This is a genomic window from Ochrobactrum sp. AP1BH01-1 (assembly GCF_018066705.1).
In the GTDB taxonomy this organism is placed as follows: domain Bacteria; phylum Pseudomonadota; class Alphaproteobacteria; order Rhizobiales; family Rhizobiaceae; genus Brucella.
Genome location: NZ_JAGPOU010000003.1, coordinates 334,484 through 354,832 on the forward strand (window position 1 = coordinate 334,484; position 20,349 = coordinate 354,832).

A 20,349-nucleotide genomic window follows, 5' to 3' on the forward strand; every position below is an offset into this window, starting at 1 on the left:
TAGCCAACATTCAACTGCTTTTTGTTGCAAAACCTGGTCCCGCAAAGGGGTCCGGGTTTTACGCATTCGTGGCGAAAACCTTCTCCAAACTGCGGCGATAAACATGCCACATAAACATGATTGAATTATTCATGTTTATGTGGCAGAAATCGACTGACTGATAGTCAGTCATGAGTCGGACGGCGGTTCGGAAACCTGTTTGTGTGCGTGCTGGTTGACGCACCGTCGTTCGGCTCTAAGCGGCATTCGTGCTGCGATTTCTCACGAATATCGATGAGGAGGGGAGCGTAATGCTTCACCATGTAGAAAACTGGCCATATATCGTCACCCTGTCGAAGGGTGCGTCGACAATGGAAGAAACGCGTGAATTCCTTGAAGTCTGGAGCCGCTGGCTCGATCACGGAAAACCCTTTGTCACGATCCGCCGCTTTTTGGATGAGGATGCTCTGGCTCATCCCGAAGGTTCGGCGCGTGAAGTGAAGCAATGGTTCCAGCAAAATGCGCCGCGCATCCGCGAACAGGTGCTGGCCATGGTGAACATCGTGCCGGAATCAGTTTATGAACAGGCGAGCCGCATGGATGCAGAAAAACTGTTTGGCGTTCCGGCTGGTACTTTTTCCCATATAGATGCGGCGTTGCACTGGCTGGAGGATCGCGTGGTTCGACCAAACAGGCTTGTTTTTGACAGGGCGGCGATCCGGGGTAAATTGGCGACATCGTGAAATTCCGGAGATTGATTTGCCGCCGACTGCCAAGCCCAAGCCCCGCACCAAACCAGCTGAAATACGTCGCGATGAACTGATGGCTGCAGCCGAGGCCCTCTTCCTCGAAAAGGGCTTCGCGGCGACAAGCGTGGATGAAATCGTGCGTCTGGCCGATGTCGCCAAAGGTACATTTTATCTGCACTTCCGCAGTAAGGACGACATCCTGCTTGCCTTGCGGGAGCGATTTATCGACGGGTTTTGCGAAGGATTGGAGCGCCAGCTGGATCTGCTTCCAGCCGATGACTGGCAGGGCAGGCTGGTAGCCTGGGCAGAGACAGGCATTGCCGGCTATCTGGACAATTACAAGCTCCACGACATGGTGTTTCATGATTTTCATCCGCCCATGCGCCGCATGAAACAGGAAAATCCGGCAATCGTCCGGCTCGATGCGTTATTGACCGGGGGGCACGCCGCAGGCGCTTGGAAAATCGCCAATACGCGTTTGACGGCTGTGCTCCTTTTCAATGCGCTGCACGGTGCGGTCGATGAAATCATCTCCGACCCGGACATGATGGATCGCACCGAAATGGTCGCGGGCGTAAAGGCATTTTTCCTGCAGGCAGTGCGCTCTCAATAACCTAGTCAAAGAAAAAGGGAGGCGGATGCCTCCCTTTATTCGCTTTTCAACTGGAGCCAGACCTGGAGCATTTCCTGTTTGATTGAATCCCGGGAAGCTCGCTGTCTGTTTGTTTTTACGCATGTCTTATCCCGAAACCGGTTCCCACTCTCGGGAGACATGCTCTATTTCTCCACGAAAGCCTTCTCGATGACGTAATGTCCGGCTTCGCTCTGGCTGCCTTCCTTGAAACCGCGTTCTTCCAGAATCTGCTTGGTCTCGGCCAGCATTTCCGGGCTGCCACAGAGCATCATGCGGTCGTCGTCGTGATTGAACTCCGGCAGGCCGACATCGCTGAACAGCTGTCCTGAACGAATAAGGTCGGTCAGGCGGCCACGATTCCTGTAGGGCTCACGCGTGACGGTCGGATAGTAGATGAGCTGCTTCTTGACCATTTCGCCGAGGAATTCATCCTGCGGAAGCTCGTTGGAAATGAAATCCGTATAGGCGAGTTCCGCCACCTGACGCACGCCATGAACGAGAATGATCTTCTCGAAACGTTCATAGGCTTCCAGATCGCGAATGATCGACAGAAACGGCGCGAGGCCGGTGCCGGTCGAAAGCAGCCAGAGATTCTTGCCGGGCTTCAGATTGTCGTAGAGCAGCGTGCCGACCGGCTTCTTGGAAAGGATGATCTGGTCGCCAACCTTCAGATGCTGGAGCTTTGATGTCAAAGGACCGTTTGGCACCTTGATAGAGAAGAATTCCAGACCGTCTTCATAAAGACTAGAGGCGATGGAATAGGCGCGCGTGAGCGGCTTGCCGTTCACTTCGAGGCCCATCATGATGAACTGGCCGCTCTGGAAGCGGAAACCGGGGTCGCGCGTTGTGCGGAAGGAAAACAGCGTGTCGGTCCAGTGATGGATGTCGGTGACGGTTTCCTGATTGAAGTTGCTGCTCATTTTCGGAACTGTCTCTGTCTTGCTCCTGCACCGCTTGGGAGGACGGCGCCTATGGATGGTCGGTTGTTTGTCATTGCTGCATTTTGCCCGCAGTCATGCAACTCCGTGGAGTCTGCATTTCCCGCAGGCAAAACGCCTTGATCGCAATCAATATAGGCGCGTCATGCTGCCTTCAGGGTGGCTTCCGCGAATTCGTAATTGGCCAGCTTGTCGAGGAAGTTCGTTACATAGTCAGGCCGACGATTACGGAAATCGAGATAATAGCTATGCTCCCAGACATCAAGTCCTAATAGCGCCTTGCCTTCGCCGGTTGCCAGCGGATTGGAGCCGTTCGGTGTCTTGGTGACGTTGAGCTTGCCATCGTCGGCCAGAACCAGCCATGCCCAGCCCGAACCGAACTGGCCGACGGCTGCAGTCTTGAAGGCTTCCTTGAACTGGTCAACGCTGCCGAAATCCTCGACAATCTTCTTTTCCAGCGCGCCGGGCAAGCGACCGCCCGTCGCTGACAGGTTCTGCCAGAACAGATTATGGTTCCAGTGCTGGCCGGCATTGTTGAACACCGGAGCGAGGTCGGCCTTATCCTTGGCAAAGAGGACGATTTCTTCAAGCGACTTGCCCTTGAGCGCATCGTTCTTTTCAACGAAGCCGTTGAGCGCGGTAACATAGGCCTGATGGTGCTTGCCATGATGCAGCTCAAGCGTTTCGGTACCCATACCGACGCCTTCAAGAGCGTTGGTCGCATAGGGAAGCGGAGGCAGGGTAAAGCTCATTTTAGACTCCTTGATATAGAACGATCTTGATAATCTCGAGAGGTTCGCATAATTTAACAAGATAATGCTTCTTTAAATCGAAAACAGGCAATATGTCAAGGAATGACTTTCTAAATACGGACGCTTCCGGAGCACGTTCGCCCGCTGAGCGTGTAATGCTGGCACTGAAGATGCGGGGTGCACAGACTGCAGCTGCAATCGGCGAGCATCTGGGAACGACCGGCGAAGCTGTCCGCCAGCAGCTCGTGCGGCTGGCTGAAGAAGGTCTCGTTGCTCCGCATTCCGTGTCGCAGGGCGTTGGCCGCCCGTCGCAATTCTGGGATCTGACCGAAACCGGCAACAAGCGCTTCCCCGATACGCATGCCGATTTGACGGTTCAGCTTCTGCATTCCGTTCGCACCATTCTGGGTGAAGATGCACTGGATACTCTGATTGCGCACCGAGAAACGGAGACCCGTCGTCAGTATCAGGCGCGCCTCAACGATCTGCCGTTGGGCGAGCGGGTGAAAGAACTGGCCGCGATCCGCTCGGCGGAAGGTTATATGGCCGATGCCGAAAAGCAGGAAGACGGTTCCTGGCTTTTCATCGAAAACCATTGCCCGATATGCGCTGCCGCGGACGCCTGCCAGGGCTTCTGCCGTGCGGAGCTTCAGGTGTTCAGGGCCGTGCTTGGCCCTGATGTTTCTGTAAACCGAACCGAACATATTCTGGCCGGTGCGCGGCGCTGCGCCTACGTTATTGCGCCCGCCGCCTGATAATTCTCAGCATTGTGCGGTTTGCGGCTGTCTTGCGCTGCGGACGAGAGCGAGCGCCGACACGAACGCCAGTGCGGACAGAATGGCGAAGCCGGAAAAGAGCCAGAGCGCGGCATGTGCGGTGCCTGCAAAGCCGCCGGGATTGGTTAGCCCGGCCATATTGGCGACCATTCCGGCAAGTGCTGCACCAAGGGCGGTCGTGAACAGCTGCACCATGGTCACGGAGGCGGAAGCCAGATTCTGATCCTCTGCGTCGGCACGCTTGAAAATGCGGGTCAGCAGGTGCGGCCATGTCAGGCCGACGCCAAAACCGATGACGGCCAGCGCGATGCATATCGGCAGCAGATCGTACCAATGGCCCGCGCTGCCTGCCGGAATGAGAACGGCGAGCGTTACCATGCCTGCAACGCCCATGACGGGGGCGGCGAGAATAACGCGGTCGGTGCGCCCGGCGGCAATCCCCGACGACCCGATGGAACCGAGTGTCCAGCTGCCGCCCATGATTGCTGCCAGATAGCCCGCAACGAGCGGTGACTGGTTATGCAGAACCTGAAAGAACAGCGGCACGAAGACTTCGGAACTGGTGACGGACGCGCTGAGGAAGGAGAGCGTCAGATAAAGTGCGCCGAGTTTCTTTATACTGAACGAACCTTTGGGAAGGATACGTCGGCTGGCTTTCTTTTCCACGGCAGCGAGGAGAAGCAGCAGGACAATGGCAAGCGCAACGCCACCGGCGTTCCATGCCAGTTCCGGTGAAATACTTCCGGCAGAAACGGCAAGGACGGCGGAAGTCAAAAGGATGAGCTGCGGCCATGCTAGCCGGTCATTGCTGGCGGCGGAGCCGGATTCGCGCGGGAGCACCGTCATGGCCATGACGGTGAACGCGGCAATCACCGGCGCAAGCGACCAGAAGGCTGCGCGCCAGATGCCAAGTTCCGCAAAAACCCCGCCAATCGCCGGGCCGACGAGCGTGGCCACGCCCCACATGCCGGAAACGAGACCGATAGCGCGGGGCCACAGCGATTCATCAAAGACGATGCGGATCATCGAATAGGACAGGGCAAGCATCATACCGCCGCCGAGACCTTGGATGGCTCGCCCGGCGAGCATGACCGGCATGGATGGAGCGAGGCCGCAAGTCAGCGTTCCGGCAGCGAAGATAACCGCCGCGATCAGATAGGCGCTGCGCGGGCCTGCCTGGGAAAGAAGGCGCGGCACGAGCGCCGAGCCGAGAATGGATGCAGTCACGAACAGCGCCGTGTTCCACGCATAGTAATCCATGCCGCCAATGTCGGCGACGACCGTTGGCAGAATGGTTGTGGCGATGAACACGTTGATGGCATGAAGCGCGACGCCGCCGACAAGCGTCAGCGATACGATGGCGTTCCTGCCTGCGAACAGGTCTCCCCAACCGGCGGTCGGCTTATGATCCTGCATTTCATTTTCCTTTGACTGTCAATGTGCGGGCGAATGCCTGAAAGGGTTCGCCCAGAGCATGGAAATGATGGCTACGCCCGCGCCAATAATTTGTCAAGCAAATGCTTGTTTAATTAAATTGATGATACGTCGGAAAGCGTAGCAACCTGTCTTGTCGGTCGGAAGCCATTTGTCCGGGCAAAGACTTTCAATGAAAACGACGGGCAGGCGGGAGCGAGAGGGAAGGGGTTCAAATCCTCACAAAAATCTCTATATGAAGCTCATCCGCTGAAGGCGGAGACGTAATCCGCGACAGCTCGTGGGGAAATTTTTTCCCGATAATGCTGTGGCGGATTTGTGTTTCTGTCACAAGCTTCCTATAAGCCTTCGAACAATCTGGGAAACTACTTGTATGTTTCCTCAACTTGGCAAACCAGCCTTGCTGGCCAGGCCAGATTTCCCCATTGGACGACCCGGGACTGCCATGATCCAGACGCCTTATTACCTGATCGACAAGACCAAGCTGAAGCGCAACATGGAAAAGGTTGCCTATGTGCGCGAGAATTCTGGCGCCAAGGCGCTGCTGGCGCTGAAATGCTTCGCCACCTGGTCCGTATTCGATCTGATGAGCGAATACATGGACGGCACCACATCATCCTCGCTCAATGAAGTGCGCCTTGGTCACGAGAGATTTGGCGGTGAAACCCATGCCTATAGCGTGGCCTATGCCGATAACGAAATTGATGAAGTTATCAGCCATGCCGACAAGATCATCTTCAATTCGATAGGCCAACTGGAGCGCTTTGCCGACAAGGCGGCGCATATCAAGCGTGGCCTGCGCCTCAATCCGGGCGTGTCATCTTCGAGCTTCGATCTCGCCGATCCGGCGCGACCGTTCAGCCGCCTTGGCGAGTGGGACGTGGCGAAGGTCGAAAAGGTGATGGATCGCGTGACCGGCTTCATGATCCATAACAATTGCGAAAATTCCGATTTCGGTCTTTTCGACCGGATGCTGACCGACATCGAGGAAAAGTTCGGCTCGCTTCTGCATCGCGTCGAATGGGTCAGCCTTGGCGGTGGTATTCATTTTACCGGCGATGATTATCCGGTCGATGAGTTCTGCGCGCGTCTCAAAGCCTTCTCGGAAAAGTTTGGCGTGCAGGTGTATCTGGAGCCGGGCGAAGCCTCCATCACCAGGACCACGACGCTGGAAGTGACAGTGCTCGATACGCTGTTCAACGGCAAGAACCTCGCCATTGTCGACAGCTCGATCGAAGCGCATATGCTCGATCTGCTCATCTATCGCGAAAAGGCGAAGATGGCGCCGAACAATGGCGAGCACAGCTATATGGTTTGCGGCAAGTCCTGCCTTGCTGGCGATATTTTCGGCGAATTTACTTTCGACAAGCCGCTCGCCATCGGCGACCGTCTCTCATTTGAAGATGCGGCCGGTTATACCATGGTCAAGAAGAACTGGTTTAATGGCGTGAAAATGCCAGCCATTGCCGTGCGTGAACTGGACGGTACGGTCAAAATTGTCCGCGAATTTGATTATGCGGACTTCGAGGGTTCGCTCTCCTGAACCCTGCGTCGCGGTATTACTCAGCGGCGTAAAGCTTAAACGGGTTCCGCGGCTGAGAGCGCCGGGGGACGAGAAACAGATGGCGGGAAACCGCTGGAAGAGGAAGCATCGACAGAAAATGAAGAAGAACGTTCTCATTATCGGCGCCGGGGGCGTGGCACAGGTTGTTGCACATAAATGTGCGCAAAACTCTGACATATTGGGCGATATCCATATTGCGTCCCGCACGGTTGAGAAATGCCGCAAGATTATCGATAGCGTGCATGAAAAGAAGAGCCTCAAGACGGAGGTGAAGCTGGAAGCGCATGCGCTGGACGCAATGGATATTGAGGCCACCAAGGCTCTGATCCAGAAGACGGGCGTTCAGATCGTCATCAATGTCGGCTCGGCCTTCCTCAATATGTCGGTCCTTCGCGCCTGTATCGATACGGGCGTGGCTTACATGGACACCGCGATCCATGAAGATCCGAAGAAGATCTGCGAGACGCCACCATGGTATGGCAATTACGAATGGAAGCATCTCAAGGAATGCGAAGAGAAGGGCATCACCGCCATTCTCGGCATCGGCTTCGATCCGGGCGTGGTCAATGCCTATGCGCGTCTGGCAGCCGACGATTATCTGGATGAAGTCAAATCCATCGACATTGTCGACATCAATGCCGGTTCGCATGGCCGCTGGTTCTCGACCAATTTCGACCCGGAAATCAATTTCCGTGAGTTCACCGGCACGGTCTATTCCTGGCAAAATGGCGCTTGGCAGTCGAACAAGATGTTCGAAGTCGGCCACACGTTCGACCTGCCTGTGGTCGGCCCGAGCAAGGCCTACATGACCGGCCATGACGAAGTGCACTCGCTCTCCAAGAACTATCCGAATGCGGATGTCCGCTTCTGGATGGGCTTCGGCGATCACTACATCAATGTCTTCACGGTGCTGAACAATCTGGGCCTCCTGTCAGAACAGCCGGTCAAGACTGCTGAGGGGCTGGAAGTCGTGCCGCTGAAAGTGGTCAAGGCCGTGTTGCCTGATCCATCGTCACTGGCGCCTGATTACACCGGCAAGACCTGCATCGGCGATTTCGTCAAGGGCACCAGAGACGGCAAGGAGAAGGAAGTCTTCATCTACAACGTTGCCGACCATAAGGACGCTTACAACGAAGTGGGTTCGCAGGGCATTTCCTACACGGCTGGCGTTCCGCCGGTTGCAGCTGCAATCCTGATCGCGTCAGGTGAATGGGACGTGAAGAAGATGGTCAATGTGGAAGAGCTTAATCCAAAGCCTTTCCTCCACATCCTGAACCAGATCGGCCTGCCATCGCGCATCAAGGATGAGAACGGCGACCGTCCGCTTGATTTCGCGTAAGATTATAGCTTTAAGCTATCGAAAGACCCCGCTTCGGCGGGGTTTTTTATTTTCTCGATCCTCATCCTGAGGAGGCCCGCAGGGCCGTCTCGAAGGATCGAAGGATCGAGGAGCGGGGGGCGGGGCGAAGAATGACGGTGGGAGACCAGCGTTGCGTTTCCAGTTCCATCTGGATCTCGCCCTTCGAGGCTGCGCTTCGCTTCGCACCTCAGGGTGAGGGGGTGGCTATTCAGGCATATTTGGCCAAGTATCCGACAATCGATATCCCCCGGGAAACGGATCGCTCGGATCGAGCATAAGCTGAGAGGTTCCCGTCACCCATGCGCGACCCGAAATGATCGGGCTGATCGCGGGCTTGCCGCCGAGGTCGAGAACCTTGTCGAGCTGACAATGAAATTCGGTGCCAAGCACGGACTTGCCGATATAGCGCTCGCCCGCCTTCATCTGGCCCTTGGCGTGCAGCACGGCCATGCGCGCCGAACAGCCGGTGCCGGTGGGCGAGCGATCCAGCTTAGCGGGACGAATGGCAACCGTATTCACGCCGGTCAGCACATCGCCTTCGCGTGTCACCGGCTCGGTAATCTGGCAGAAAGAAATGTGGTTCCAGTCTTTTTCCGGATGGTGGAAGCCAAGCTGCTCATTGGCGGCCTTGGTGATCTTCACGCCAATCTCCGCCAGTTCGCGCGCCTGACCCGGTTCGATCTTCATGCCGATCTCAGCCGCATCGACAATCACAAAACTGTCGCCGCCATAGGCGGTATCGACCGTAATGGTCCCAAGCCCTTCCACTTCCAACGATGCATCCAGCCGGTCCGCGAAAGACGGCACATTGCGCACGCTGATACGCTCGGCCTTGCCGTTGCGGCACTCGGCTTCCACTTCGATAAGCCCGCCAGGGGCTTCCAGCACCATGCGCGTCACCGGTTCCTGCATCGGGATGATGCCGCTATCCAGCAAAACGGTGGAGACGCAGATCGAATTGGAACCCGACATAGGCGGCGTATCGGCAGGCTCCATGATGATGAAGCCCATCTGCGCGCGCGGGTCTTTCGGCGGCACCAGCAGATTGACATGACGGAACACACCGCCGCGCGGCTCGTTTAGCACGAAATTGCGCAAGGTTTCATCGCTGGCGATGAAGCGCGACTGTTCCCATACTGTTTCGCCCGGAGGCGGTGCGACACCGCCGACTATGACGTCCCCGACTTCGCCTTCCGCATGACAGCCGACAATATGAATGATCTTGGTGCTGCGCATGACGCCTCCTGCAATTAGAGCGCATCCCGAAAGGTGTGAAACGGTTCGCGGAAAAGATGCGCGTCGAAACAAAGCGATAGAGGGCCGATCTGATCCAATCAGACCGAAACGCGCTCTAACGCACTCATTCCTATCGGTTAGGGTGTCATCGTCAATCCTTTATCGGACGGCGATTTGCGCTTTCGCGCCAGAAGGAGAATTTCATTTCTCCTCGTGTCGGGAGATGAAAAATCCCTTTCGCCGTGTGTTGCTTCTTTCAACAAGTCTGGTATCCATTGTGCTCGAATTTTGTGCAAATCGATGCGCAGCCCGCTTGGCTCCGGATCAATTCCTGGAACATACACAACGTTCCCGATAGGAATTGAGCAACCCGAAAAGTTGGGGCGTTTTCGTTCTCGGAACGATGAATGCTCTTAGCCGGCATGGGACGGTCGATGATCGTATCCTACGTCTCCTCTCAGATTGACATGGTCTCTGATGTTCCGGGACGTGGCCTCAACCACATGGAGCATCTGACGGGCCGGCGGGCCGGGATGTTTGGGAGCGAGTTATGGACAGGACAATCGATGCGGGCTTTCTTGAGCCCCACGAAACCGGCGCGCAGCGCTGGGGCAGGGAGATGTCGGCGGCGCTGAAACTCGGTTGGCCGCTGATCTTCACCAATCTCTCGCAGGCGGCATTGACGGCAACCGATGTTATTTTCATCGGCCGTCTCGGAGCCGATACGCTTGCCTCCGCTTTGCTCGCGACGAGCTTCTATCATACGCTGATGATCTTTTCGATGGGGCTTGTCTCGGCCGTCATGCCGATGATCGCTATCGCGCTCGGCAAGAACCGTCATTCGGTGCGCGATGTGCGTCGCACCGTGCGTCAGGGATTCTGGACAGCAATCATGATCTCGATTCCGGTCTGGATCGTGCTTTGGCATTGCGAGGAAATTTTCCTTTTCCTCGGTCAACGGCCTGATATTTCCGCCCGCTCGACCGATTTCATGCACACGCTGCAATGGGCGCTTTTGCCATACCTTTTCTACATCATCCTGCGATCCTTCTTCGCGGCGATGGAAAAGCCGATGTGGACCTTGCTGGTGGCAGCTCTTGCCATCGGTTTCAACGCGCTTGCCGGATGGACGCTCATTTTCGGCCATTTCGGCTTTCCGCGCATGGAACTGCACGGCGCTGGTATCGCCACGACCCTGTCGAGCACAATGATGTTCCTCGGCCTTGCGGTGATCACATTGCGGCATCGCCGTTTTCGCCGCTATCGTCTGTTCGGGCGCTTCTGGCGTCCGGACTGGCCGCGCCTGCGCGAACTATGGCGCATCGGTTTTCCGATGGCGCTAACCTTCGTCTTCGAAACCTCCATCTTCTACGCCGCCGTGGTGATGATGGGGCGGATCGGCCCGACCGCCATGGCCGCCCACGCCGTTGCGATCCAGATTGCCTCGCTCAGCTTCATGGTACCGCTCGGTTTCGGGCAGGTGGCGACCGTGCGCGTGGGGCGTGCCTACGGAGCGGGAAATGCCAGGGCGATCGGCTATGCGGGCTGGAGCGCCTATGCGCTGGGCGTTGGCTTCATGGCGGTGATGGGGCTTTTGATGATTCTCATACCACGCCTGTTCATTGGCGTTTTCCTGGACCTGCATGATCCGCAGAACCTGCCTGTGATGGAACTGGCGGTCAGCTTCCTTGCACTGGCAGCTTTGTTCCAGACAGTCGACGGTGCCCAGGCTGTCGCTGCGGGTATGTTGCGTGGTTTGCGCGACACGCGTATCCCCATGTATCTTGCCCTGCTCGGTTACTGGGGCGTCGGCCTGCCGCTGGGTGCCTTGCTTGCGTTCAAATTTGGAATGGGCGGTCAGGGTATCTGGCTTGGCCTCGCGGCTGGGCTTGGTATCGTTGCGGTGCTGATGACCCTGCGCTGGCGCAAGCATCTGGCGCATATTTCGGCCCTGCATCCGGCCTGAATAGAGCGCATCCCGAAAAGTGTGAAACAGTTCTCGGAAAGGATGCACGATAAAACAAAGAGTTAGAGCGCAGATCCGATTGTATCAGATCGGAACGCGCTCTAAACAAAGTCATGCGATCATGTGATCGCATGACTTTCAGTGCCAGCATCAAAAGTCACCATGCCGGCCTGGAAATGGCGTAGTCGTCCGTCTTGTATCAAAGTATGGCGAAGTGGACCCGGCGGATTGGCCGCTGAATGCGCGGGACGCTTGCCGTAGCGGTTCAGAGAGGTATTCCTATCAAAAAAATGAACGAAGCCAGCGATATCAACACGAACCAAAAAAGAGGGCCAAGCCAATTAATGGATTGACCGAGGGGTAAGCTATCCAAGTCGTGTTCACAATGCGCTATAGGCTGCTTAGCACTGCACGTCATTCGTTCTACATATTGAACAGCATAATCTGAAATTATATTAAATAATCGCGTTTCAATTCCAGTATAATAACCAATTATACGATGGTAATGGTGAAATCGATAATTGTAAGTAAGTGGACTAATGTCAATATAAGAAATATCATCTATAAGGATGCGATGGCTTGATTGCCTGTCTATAAATAATTCTATGTTTATATCGAGTTTATGTCGAAGACTACTCTCCAATTCAACCAAGCGCATCATAAGGCTGGTGTCAGTCCACTCTGACTGTATTGACACTATCGGACGAGACCCGGCTTGCCCTTTCGGTGTATCGTCGTGCATCAAAGTTCCTTGCGGCAGTTTTCGACCGCCCATGTCTGACGTATTGTTGGAAAGCCTTTGAATCTTAACCGTTGTGCTTTCAACTCGTCGAGGAACGTGTTGAAAATGCTGACGTCGAGAGAGAGCTTGGCGATACGATTGGCGAGCTCATGGGGAACGCCATATTCATCAAGTATTACCTCAGGCTCTGAAAGCTCCAGCTCATCACCTAAAAGCATAAGGAGCAGCACCGACAGGCGATTCAGGTTGTTGCTATTCTCCCTCAATGGCAACACACCGTAGAAGTCCAGGCCTTCGCGTTGAAGCAAATTTGACGCGAATAGAACAGAGCCTGCCACTGCAGCGATGAAACTGTCCTGAATTTCCGAGACCCGTTCGAATTCGTATGGCTCCGTGCAGAGCGTTATAATCTTTTTTCCCTCTCCACCTATCATAGAGGGGGCGATCATCTGCACAATACGACCGAAGCGGATAACGGTATCAAAGTAGAGTGTTAACGTATCCGAATTGCCGGTTCTTTGGGCTTCCGGCATTTCGAGGCAATTGACTACAAAGTCAAAAGGACCAGCAATGTTGATAATATTACGTAGTCCCCCTATGCCCTTTAATCCACTCCGCAACAGGCTGGCTTTTGGGGTGAGAGTATCGCCGTCTCTTGATGGAAAATGATAGCGAACGACACGATAACCGGCCCCTTGGAATAAACGGGTCAAGGAATCGAGTGTTTTATTTGTACTATCGCCTATAAGTAGTATTGATCTAGGGATGCGGGCCATAAATATTCTTTCAAAAATATACATAAATACTCGCACGCTAAATGTATCTATGTTTGTATATAGATACATTAAACGCAAATGCAGACATGTCTTGGATTGTGGAAGGTCGTTAGACTTTATTGAATTTAAGTCAATCCATATTCCAATGTATAATTATTGTAAGAAGTAAATTGATAATATTTATATCAAGCTCAGTTAATATTAATAATTATTATAAAGGCGATCGATATGGCGTAGGGAAGGTAGGGTGGCTAGGAAAACTCAGGTAATAAAGGCCGTCATTCGCACCTGTTCCGGAAATCGCCGTGCCGGTTTGCAAAGGGCACAGCGTTCCGACTCTCGAGAAACACCATTCCGCCGCGGATTAGCGTTCTTCGACTCAGGCACTCAGATTAGGTGTCGATCACTTCGTCAGCGCGGAAATGCGGTCGAGAGCGGCGCCGAAACCCTTCAGGGAAATCTTGAAGGCGACGGGCTGGCTCGGGCTCAATGCCGTCGTGGTGATGTTGATATTGGTACCCGCCTTGAGGGCTGCAACCTGCTTCGCATCGAAGCTTACCGGTGCCAGGCATCCCTGCGGAAGGCAGGTCGAAAAAGCAAGATTGGGGCCGGCAGCCTCATCGATCTTGAGCGAAGCGCCTTTGGCGAGATCGAGACCGAATGGCATCAGCAATACGCCGTCGACCTTTCCTGCCACATTGCGAAGCTCTGCCGTCAGCACGCGCTGGCCAGTCTGAGAACTGCTTTGTTCCTGCCGGATTGCGCAGATGGTCGCTTCCTTCTGGGTCTGGCACGAAACAGTCCAGTCCTGATAGGTTTCCTGCAACGTGCTCGCCCCTCCGGGAAGCGGCGCGGCGAGCGCCGGTACGCTGAAAATGGAGGCAAAGGTGAAGGCGAGGCCGATTGCGCGGTGAGTCTTCATAAATAAGTTCTCTCTAAAACTATTGCATTTATTCTATATGTAATACGTTTTCTTAGAGAAATTTATTTTTGAAATCAATATCATTATTTTATCGAGTTTATTAAGAATATTCTATAAATATAAAATATTATGAAACGAGTAATTCTGACCGGAATGCCCCTCGGTCGCCCGCCTTAACCCGCTGGCTCCGATATTGGTGTCATGCCTGCTTATCGGAAGCATCTTCTTGTCGCCTCCCGTTTCATTCCGGTCAGACCATGCTCTATTTCTTCAATATGACGTTATTCTCGCCCTTCTTGACCTGGTCAATGACGAGCAGTTTTAAAGGCTCTGAACCTGTATTGGTGCCCTTGTGCCATTGATTGATGGATTCAACACCAAAGTCGCCGGCCTTAAGCGTCGTGGTTTTCCCCGTCACTTCGTTGAATACTTCCAACGTGCCGGAAAATACATAAGCATATCTGGGATAAGGATGCTTGTGGATCGGCAGACTTGCTCCCGGTGCGATTTCGTACTGAGAAACCACGACTTCAACATCTCCTTGCGGCAGGGAAATCTTGGTGCCGCTAAAGGTGCGGTCGGTCTTCAAAATGGGGGTCACGGTGGCGGCTTTGCCGGAATTAGGTTCTTTTGCTTGCAACGGGAGAGAGAGCAATGTCACTGCCGATGCCAGGCAAGCAATCTTGGTGAAACTATTCATCGAGAAAGCCCGGTTTTTGGAATTATCATGCGTCATTCTTAAATGTCCTGCAAATTATGAATATAAAACGCGCACCAGTAGGCCGCTATTACTTAAGTATATGGAATCTTGCGGTGTGAATACTCCCAACAATTCGGGTCCCGGTTTGTATTATGCATGGCTGCCTGCCTCCATCCGAAAACCGTTTCGCACTTTTTGGCTTGCGCGTTAAAGTCACCGGCATAGTTGGAGGCTGGAGGTTGGGACTTGACGCTACGCTATCAGATCGTCGCACTGGCAATTGTGCCGCTTATCGTGGCCATTCTGACGGTCACGGCCTTCATTACCTGGCAGTCTGCCAATCTCGTGCAGAGCAGCATCGCCACCTTCGAGAAGAACATGCTCAAGGCGAAGGAAACGGAGTTGCTCAATCTGACAAATCTCGCTCTTTCCTCCATTCAGAAAATCTATGAGGAGGCCGCGCCTGACGATACGGCCGCGATGGAAAAGGTGAGGGAGATACTGACGTCTCTGGACTATGGCCGTGACGGCTATTTCTTCGTCTACGATTATGATGGCAACAATGTCGTTCATCCGCGCCAGACCTTTCGGCCGGGCCGCAACTGGCTCGATCTCGTCGATCCCGATGGTGACCGCGTTATCGCCAACCTCATAGACAAGGCCAAGGAAGGTGGAGGGCTGCATCAGTATAAATGGGAGAAACCGTCAAGCGGCGAAATGGCTGACAAGCTTTCCTTCGCGGTCGGTCTCGATAAATGGAAATGGATGCTCGGTACGGGTGTCTATCTCGATGATGTCTACGCACAGACCGCTGCCGCCAACGCCGATTTCCGCGCAAACATCCGCACGACCTTCCTCATTGTCAGTCTGATCGCCGTGCCGGCTGTGATGCTCGTCTTCGCAACCTGTATGCTGCTCAATCTGCGTGAGCGGCGCATGGCCGATAACAAGCTCAAGGAACTGGCGCAGCGCATCATCGATACGCAGGAGGAGGAACGGGCGCGGCTGGCGCGGGAGCTTCACGACGGCATTTCCCAAAACCTTGTCGGCGTCCGCTATGCCATCGACCTGGCGAGCCGTCAGGTGAGAATGGGTAGTGGAGGCGCGCCGCTTGCCATCGAGAAAGCGTCCGATGCGCTCAATGGTGCGATCAAGGAAGTGCGGCGGCTTTCGCACGATTTGCGTCCGCGCATTCTCGACGACCTTGGTCTGACGGTTGCGCTCAAGGCGCTGTGCGAGCATTTTTCGGAACGGACCGGCATTGAAACGCGGCTGGAAGCAAGCGGATTGAGCGAGACGCTGAAGCCGGAAGCGAGCACCGCGCTTTATCGCGTCGTGCAGGAAGCGCTCACCAATGTCGAGCGTCATTCCGGTGCGAGCCATGTGAACATCCGTCTATGGGGCGCCAATGGCAAGGTTACGATGACGGTTGCCGATGACGGCAACGGTTTTACCGCGCGTGATTTGAAGGACCCGCTTTCCGGGCTTGGCCTGCGAAATATGCAGGAACGGATGGCACATTTCGGCGGGGTGCTCTTGGTTGAAACCAGCGCAGATGGTACGCAACTCACCGCGCGCCTGCCAAAGTCGGCAACAGAAAGAAAGCGGGAACCGGAAGTCGCATGACGAAAGAATGCAAGATTCGCGTATTGCTCGTGGACAATCATCCGCTGGTGCTGGATGGTCTGCGGGCCGTACTCGAAACCTATGACGATATTGATGTCGCAGGGGCTGCTTCCAATGCGCGGGCCGCTCTCGAGCTGGCGCTTGCCGTCAATCCCGATGTGGTCCTGATGGATATCAATATGCCGCTTCTCAACGGCATAGACGCCATCGAGCTGTTCAAGAAGCAGTTTCCCGGCATTCGTATCCTCATGCTGTCCATGCATGACAGCCGGGAATATATCTCGACATCGATCATGCGCGGCGCTTCCGGCTATGTTTTGAAGGATGTGTCCACGGCAGAAATCGTTGCAGCAATTCATGCGGTTGCGTCAGGCGGGACGTATTTCTCTTCCGGCGTTTCGGAAGCACTGCTCGACAGTGGCGAGAGGAAGTCGGAAGGTTTGTCCGTTCGCGAAAACGATGTGCTGGTGCTGGTGGCCGAGGGCGGCAGCAACCGCGAGATTGCTTCCACGCTCGGCATTTCGGAAGCGACCGTCGAAACCCACCGCAAGAACATCAAGAAGAAACTTGGAATTGCCAGCACTGCCGGGCTTACGCGTTACGCCATAGAAAACCGGTTGCGCCTGTCGTCGCAGTAACCCGCATCAGGCCACGGCTCCTGATTTTTCTTACCCACTAATGGGTAGCTCTTTGTTCCTTAGAACTTTCGTCCGCTTGCGACGCGGATTCGCCAGTCTTATCATTCGCTCCAAAACCGCTTGAGGAGGCGGAACACAAGGGGAGGAGCGATGTCAGTCTTGCTGGCGTTGTCGCGCGCTATCGACGCGGCCAATAATTTCATCGGAAAATCCGTATCGTGGCTGATATTGGTAGCCGTGCTCATCAGCGCCATCAACGCGATTTCGCGCAAGCTGTTCAATGTCAGCTCGAATGCATGGCTGGAAGCGCAATGGTATCTGTTCTCGGCGGTCTTTCTGATCGCAGCCGGATATACGCTGCTGCACAGCGAACATGTGAAGGTCGACCTTCTCTATAGCCGCTATTCGCGAAGGACCCAGCTCCTCGTCGAAATATTCGGCACGATCTTTTTCCTCCTGCCTTTCTGCCTCATCACCATCTATCTCTCCTGGCCCATCGTGGAAGCCAAGATTGCCAGCGGTGAAACCTCCAACAATACCGGCGGGCTGGTTCTCTGGCCGGTCTGGGCGCTGATACCCATCGGCTTCGGACTGCTCGCCTTGCAGGGCATTTCCGAACTCATCAAGCGCATCGCCATTCTTCAAGGCCGCATACCGGACATGGTCGCGATTGAAGATGCTGAAGCCAAGGCGCTCTGAGGGGGAACGGATATGGTTGCTTTTATCGCGGAAAATCTCGCGCCGCTGATGTTCCTCTCGCTGATCGTCGTGCTTTTGCTCGGCTATCCGGTGGCTTTTGCGCTTGCCTTTGTCGGCTTTGCCTTCGGTTTCGTCGGCATCGAAATGGGGCTTTTGCCCGTCAATCTGTTTGGGGCGATACCGGACCGCATCTTCGGCCAAATGTCGAATGAGACATTGCTCGCCATTCCGTTCTTCACCTTCATGGGGTTGATACTGGAGCGAAGCGGCATGGCGGAAGACCTGCTCGATACGATCGGACAGCTTTTCGGACCAGTGCGCGGCGGCCTCGCCTTTGCCGTTATCATCGTCGGCGCGCTTCTCGCGGCTACGACAGGTGTTGTCGCCGCATCCGTCATTTCGATGGGACTGATCTCGCTCCCGATCATGCTGCGCTATGGCTATGATCGTAAAGTGGCGAGCGGCACGATTGCCGCCTCCGGCACGCTGGCACAGATCATTCCGCCAAGCCTCGTTCTGATCGTGCTTGCCGATCAGCTGGGCCGTTCGGTGGGCGATATGTATAAGGGCGCACTGGTGCCCGGACTGCTGCTCGTGGGCTTTTACTGCGCCTTCATCATCGGCATGGCGATCCTGCGGCCCGACTCGGTGCCCGCGCTGCCGCCGCAGGCACGCACCTTGAGAGGCTGGAAGCTGCTGCAGCGTGTGGTGATCTCGCTCGTGCCGCCGCTTGTGCTGATCTTCCTCGTGCTGGGAACGATCTTTCTCGGCGTTGCAACGCCGACGGAAGGCGGGGCCATGGGCGCGGTCGGTGCCCTGCTTCTTGCCATCATCAATCGCCGCCTCAACATGACGATGCTGACTTCAGCGCTTTATGCCACGGCGAAACTGTCGTCCTTCGTCATCTTTATTCTGCTCGGCGCCCGTGTGTTCTCGCTTACCTTCTATGGCGTCAACGGACACGTCTGGGTCGAGCATCTGATGACCTCCATTCCCGGCGGCGAGGTCGGGTTCCTGATCGTCGCCAATATTCTGGTGTTCTTTCTGGCCTTCTTTCTCGATTATTTCGAGCTGGCCTTCATCATTATCCCGCTTCTGGCGCCGGTGGCCGACAGTCTCGGTATCGATCTCGTCTGGTTCGGCGTCATGCTGGCCGTCAACATGCAGACATCGTTCATGCATCCGCCGTTCGGCTTCTCGCTTTTCTATCTGCGGTCGGTGGCGCCGTCCCGGCCTTACAAGGACAAGGTGACGGGCGCGACCATCCAGCCAGTGACGTCGAGCCAGATTTACTTGGGGTCGATCCCGTTCCTGTTAATCCAGCTGGTCATGGTTGGCATCATCATCACCTTCCCCGGCATCGTGACCCACTACAAGAGCGGGCATCCGCAGGCAGATCCGGCCTCTATCCAGATCAATGTGCCGATGCCTGATGCGGGCGGCGGCAACCCGTTCGGCGCGGCACCGGCACCTTTTGGAGCGCCGTCGCCGTCGAGCGAACCCTTGCCTGCACCGTCCTTCGGTTCACCGCAGCCAAGCTTCGGACAGGACAAGGACCAACAGCAAAAACCTGCGCAATAGGGGGAGACGAGCATTGCGCAGGCCCTGATAAAACCGGAACAATCTTAGGAGGAGACACATGAAACAGGATTTGAGCCGTCGCACATTTCTGACCAAGGGGGCAGCAATCGGCGCCGCCGCCGCTACAAGCGGAGCAGCACTTGCAACTCCCGCAATCGCGCAGGAATTGCCCACACTGCGCTGGCGTCTGACTTCGGGCTTTCCGAACAACCTGGATACCATCTATGGCGGCGCAGTCTTCATGGCCGATGCCGTGTCGAAGATGACCGAGGGCAAGTTCCAAATTCAGGTCTTTCAGGCCGGTGAAATCGTGCCGGGCCCGCAGGCCATCGACGCGGTTCAGGCCAATACCGTCGAAATGGCGCATACCTGCGGCTATTATTTCACCGGCAAGAACCCGGCCTTTGCCATCGGTACGGCCATTCCTTTCGGTATGAACACCCGTCTGCAGAATGCATGGCTCTATCACGGCGGCGGCAACGAGCTTTATAACGCGTTCCTCGCCGATTACGGCATTGTCGGCATTGTCGGCGGCAACACCGCTGCCCAGATGGGCGGCTGGTATCGCAAGGAAATCAAGAGCCTTGAGGACCTCAAGGGCTTGAAGATGCGCATCGCCGGGGTTGCCGGCGAAGTCATGTCGCGTCTTGGCGTCGTTCCGCAGCAGCTTCCAGGCGGCGACATCTATCCGTCGCTGGAGCGCGGCACGATCGATGCCGCTGAATGGGTCGGTCCTTATGATGACGAAAAGCTCGGCTTCTATCAGATCGCGCCCTATTACTATTACCCGGCCTTCTGGGAAGGCGGTGCCTCGGTGCACTTCTTCATCAACAAGCAGCAGTATGAAGGCCTGCCGGAAGCGTACAAGGTTGCGCTCAATACGGCCGCAGAAGCCGCGACCCAGAATATGATCTCGCTTTACGATGTGAAGAACACCGCTGCGATTCGCTCTCTGGTATCCAAGGGCGTGAAGCTTCAGCCGTTGCCGCGTGACGTTCTCGATGCTGCCTACAAGGTCACGTTCGAACTTTATGCGGAATACAACGAGAAGAATCCGGCCTGGGCGAAGATCTATCCGTCGTGGAAGAAATTCCGTGACGAGGGCTTCGAATGGTTCCGCGTCGCGGAATACACCTATGACAGCTACGTCTACGCGCAGCAGGCGGCGGGCAAGTAGCCACCGGCAGGGTTAGGACGCCGGTCCGGTTCAACCGGATTGAAACGCGCTCGGGATGCGAAACGCTTGTAAACGGGGCCTTCGGGCCCCGTTTTCGTTT

Annotated in this window: 18 protein-coding genes and 1 pseudogene; 11 read left to right on the top strand and 8 right to left on the bottom strand. The window is 55.4% G+C overall.

Translation table 11 applies throughout. From position 1 onward, the window contains the following. Positions 1-290: 290 nt before the first annotated feature. Together J9800_RS12200 and J9800_RS12205 are read left to right on the top strand one after the other, a co-directional pair. Positions 291-722 (top strand): hypothetical protein, encoded by a 432-nt coding sequence (locus tag J9800_RS12200; RefSeq protein WP_114214108.1) that lies wholly within the window; start codon positions 291-293, stop codon positions 720-722. 16 nt (positions 723-738) lie between these two features. Continuing rightward, positions 739-1,341, top strand: coding sequence for a TetR/AcrR family transcriptional regulator (locus J9800_RS12205; RefSeq protein ID WP_114214107.1), 603 nt, complete (start codon positions 739-741; stop codon positions 1,339-1,341). 164 nt (positions 1,342-1,505) lie between these two features. On the opposite strand, the gene J9800_RS12210 is transcribed toward J9800_RS12205, so the two are convergent. Then, positions 1,506-2,282 (bottom strand): ferredoxin--NADP reductase, encoded by a 777-nt coding sequence (locus J9800_RS12210; RefSeq protein ID WP_112589982.1) that lies wholly within the window; start codon positions 2,280-2,282, stop codon positions 1,506-1,508. A gap of 161 nt (positions 2,283-2,443) precedes the next feature. Next, a complete protein-coding gene (locus J9800_RS12215; protein ID WP_114214106.1) occupies positions 2,444-3,052 on the bottom strand; it encodes a superoxide dismutase in 609 nt (202 codons plus the stop codon). A 155-nt stretch (positions 3,053-3,207) separates the two neighbouring features. Here J9800_RS12215 and J9800_RS12220 point away from each other — a divergent pair, with 155 nt between their 5' ends. Beyond that, positions 3,208-3,807, top strand: a complete 600-nt coding sequence (locus J9800_RS12220; RefSeq protein ID WP_114214105.1) for a helix-turn-helix transcriptional regulator — start codon at positions 3,208-3,210, stop codon at positions 3,805-3,807. A gap of 6 nt (positions 3,808-3,813) precedes the next feature. Here the strand turns inward: J9800_RS12220 and J9800_RS12225 are convergent, their stop codons facing one another. Then, the gene (locus J9800_RS12225) at positions 3,814-5,244 is read right to left on the bottom strand and encodes an MFS transporter (protein ID WP_114214104.1); all 1,431 of its coding nucleotides are present in this window, start codon (positions 5,242-5,244) and stop codon (positions 3,814-3,816) included. 463 nt (positions 5,245-5,707) lie between these two features. Here J9800_RS12225 and nspC point away from each other — a divergent pair, with 463 nt between their 5' ends. Both nspC and J9800_RS12235 read left to right on the top strand, forming a co-directional pair. Further along, positions 5,708-6,805: a carboxynorspermidine decarboxylase gene (nspC, locus tag J9800_RS12230; RefSeq protein ID WP_114214613.1), complete on the top strand. Its 1,098-nt coding sequence runs from the start codon at positions 5,708-5,710 to the stop codon at positions 6,803-6,805. 118 nt (positions 6,806-6,923) lie between these two features. Continuing rightward, complete coding sequence (locus tag J9800_RS12235; protein ID WP_114214103.1) at positions 6,924-8,165, top strand: saccharopine dehydrogenase family protein; 1,242 nt, start codon at positions 6,924-6,926, stop codon at positions 8,163-8,165. Positions 8,166-8,180: 15 nt separating this feature from the next. Here J9800_RS12235 and J9800_RS22195 read toward each other — a convergent pair. Both J9800_RS22195 and J9800_RS12240 read right to left on the bottom strand, forming a co-directional pair. Then, a pseudogene (locus tag J9800_RS22195) lies at positions 8,181-8,404 on the bottom strand (hypothetical protein). Further along, on the bottom strand, positions 8,391-9,422 hold the full coding sequence (locus J9800_RS12240) for a trans-3-hydroxy-L-proline dehydratase (protein WP_114214102.1): 1,032 nt from the start codon (positions 9,420-9,422) through the stop codon (positions 8,391-8,393). Before J9800_RS12240 ends, J9800_RS22195 begins: the two are co-directional and overlap by 14 nt. A gap of 550 nt (positions 9,423-9,972) precedes the next feature. On the opposite strand from J9800_RS12240, the gene J9800_RS12245 reads away from it, so the two are divergent. Further along, positions 9,973-11,388, top strand: coding sequence for an MATE family efflux transporter (locus tag J9800_RS12245; RefSeq protein WP_114214101.1), 1,416 nt, complete (start codon positions 9,973-9,975; stop codon positions 11,386-11,388). Positions 11,389-12,129: 741 nt separating this feature from the next. Here J9800_RS12245 and J9800_RS12250 read toward each other — a convergent pair. The 3 genes from J9800_RS12250 to J9800_RS12260 all read right to left on the bottom strand — a co-directional run bounded on the left by J9800_RS12250 (position 12,130) and on the right by J9800_RS12260 (position 14,564). Beyond that, positions 12,130-12,930 carry a hypothetical protein gene (locus tag J9800_RS12250; protein WP_162792597.1) on the bottom strand — a complete coding sequence of 267 codons (801 nt, stop codon included), beginning with the start codon at positions 12,928-12,930 and terminating at the stop codon, positions 12,130-12,132. A gap of 379 nt (positions 12,931-13,309) precedes the next feature. Further along, the gene (locus tag J9800_RS12255) at positions 13,310-13,828 is read right to left on the bottom strand and encodes an invasion associated locus B family protein (RefSeq protein ID WP_114214098.1); all 519 of its coding nucleotides are present in this window, start codon (positions 13,826-13,828) and stop codon (positions 13,310-13,312) included. A gap of 262 nt (positions 13,829-14,090) precedes the next feature. Beyond that, positions 14,091-14,564, bottom strand: coding sequence for a cupin domain-containing protein (locus J9800_RS12260; RefSeq protein WP_286167356.1), 474 nt, complete (start codon positions 14,562-14,564; stop codon positions 14,091-14,093). Between the two features lie 210 nt (positions 14,565-14,774). On the opposite strand from J9800_RS12260, the gene mctS reads away from it, so the two are divergent. From mctS to J9800_RS12285, 5 genes are all read left to right on the top strand, one after another. Then, a complete protein-coding gene (mctS, locus tag J9800_RS12265) occupies positions 14,775-16,154 on the top strand; it encodes a two-component system sensor histidine kinase MctS (RefSeq protein ID WP_112590566.1) in 1,380 nt (459 codons plus the stop codon). Continuing rightward, the gene (mctR, locus tag J9800_RS12270) at positions 16,151-16,792 is read left to right on the top strand and encodes a two-component system response regulator MctR (protein ID WP_112590564.1); all 642 of its coding nucleotides are present in this window, start codon (positions 16,151-16,153) and stop codon (positions 16,790-16,792) included. The genes mctS and mctR overlap by 4 nt, the downstream gene beginning before the upstream one ends. Before the next feature lie 150 nt (positions 16,793-16,942). Then, complete coding sequence (locus J9800_RS12275; protein ID WP_114214097.1) at positions 16,943-17,491, top strand: TRAP transporter small permease subunit; 549 nt, start codon at positions 16,943-16,945, stop codon at positions 17,489-17,491. A gap of 12 nt (positions 17,492-17,503) precedes the next feature. Then, positions 17,504-19,072, top strand: coding sequence for a TRAP transporter large permease (locus tag J9800_RS12280; RefSeq protein ID WP_114214096.1), 1,569 nt, complete (start codon positions 17,504-17,506; stop codon positions 19,070-19,072). Between the two features lie 58 nt (positions 19,073-19,130). After that, positions 19,131-20,249, top strand: coding sequence for a TRAP transporter substrate-binding protein (locus J9800_RS12285; protein ID WP_112590559.1), 1,119 nt, complete (start codon positions 19,131-19,133; stop codon positions 20,247-20,249). Positions 20,250-20,349 lie beyond the last annotated feature (100 nt).

Excerpts from the sequence above, each read along its gene's own strand:
- J9800_RS12240 (WP_114214102.1), bottom strand. The coding sequence starts at position 9,422 with ATGCGCAGCACCAAGATCATTCATATTGTCGGCTGTCATGCGGAAGGC.
- J9800_RS12260 (WP_286167356.1), bottom strand. The coding sequence starts at position 14,564 with ATGACGCATGATAATTCCAAAAACCGGGCTTTCTCGATGAATAGTTTC.
- J9800_RS12220 (WP_114214105.1), top strand. The coding sequence starts at position 3,208 with ATGCTGGCACTGAAGATGCGGGGTGCACAGACTGCAGCTGCAATCGGC.
- J9800_RS12200 (WP_114214108.1), top strand. The coding sequence starts at position 291 with ATGCTTCACCATGTAGAAAACTGGCCATATATCGTCACCCTGTCGAAG.
- mctR (WP_112590564.1), top strand. The coding sequence starts at position 16,151 with ATGACGAAAGAATGCAAGATTCGCGTATTGCTCGTGGACAATCATCCG.
- J9800_RS12215 (WP_114214106.1), bottom strand. The coding sequence starts at position 3,052 with ATGAGCTTTACCCTGCCTCCGCTTCCCTATGCGACCAACGCTCTTGAA.
- nspC (WP_114214613.1), top strand. The coding sequence starts at position 5,708 with ATGATCCAGACGCCTTATTACCTGATCGACAAGACCAAGCTGAAGCGC.
- J9800_RS12275 (WP_114214097.1), top strand. The coding sequence starts at position 16,943 with ATGTCAGTCTTGCTGGCGTTGTCGCGCGCTATCGACGCGGCCAATAAT.
- J9800_RS12255 (WP_114214098.1), bottom strand. The coding sequence starts at position 13,828 with ATGAAGACTCACCGCGCAATCGGCCTCGCCTTCACCTTTGCCTCCATT.
- J9800_RS12225 (WP_114214104.1), bottom strand. The coding sequence starts at position 5,244 with ATGCAGGATCATAAGCCGACCGCCGGTTGGGGAGACCTGTTCGCAGGC.
- J9800_RS12235 (WP_114214103.1), top strand. The coding sequence starts at position 6,924 with ATGAAGAAGAACGTTCTCATTATCGGCGCCGGGGGCGTGGCACAGGTT.
- J9800_RS12250 (WP_162792597.1), bottom strand. The coding sequence starts at position 12,930 with ATGTATATTTTTGAAAGAATATTTATGGCCCGCATCCCTAGATCAATA.
- J9800_RS12280 (WP_114214096.1), top strand. The coding sequence starts at position 17,504 with ATGGTTGCTTTTATCGCGGAAAATCTCGCGCCGCTGATGTTCCTCTCG.
- J9800_RS12245 (WP_114214101.1), top strand. The coding sequence starts at position 9,973 with ATGGACAGGACAATCGATGCGGGCTTTCTTGAGCCCCACGAAACCGGC.
- J9800_RS12285 (WP_112590559.1), top strand. The coding sequence starts at position 19,131 with ATGAAACAGGATTTGAGCCGTCGCACATTTCTGACCAAGGGGGCAGCA.
- J9800_RS12210 (WP_112589982.1), bottom strand. The coding sequence starts at position 2,282 with ATGAGCAGCAACTTCAATCAGGAAACCGTCACCGACATCCATCACTGG.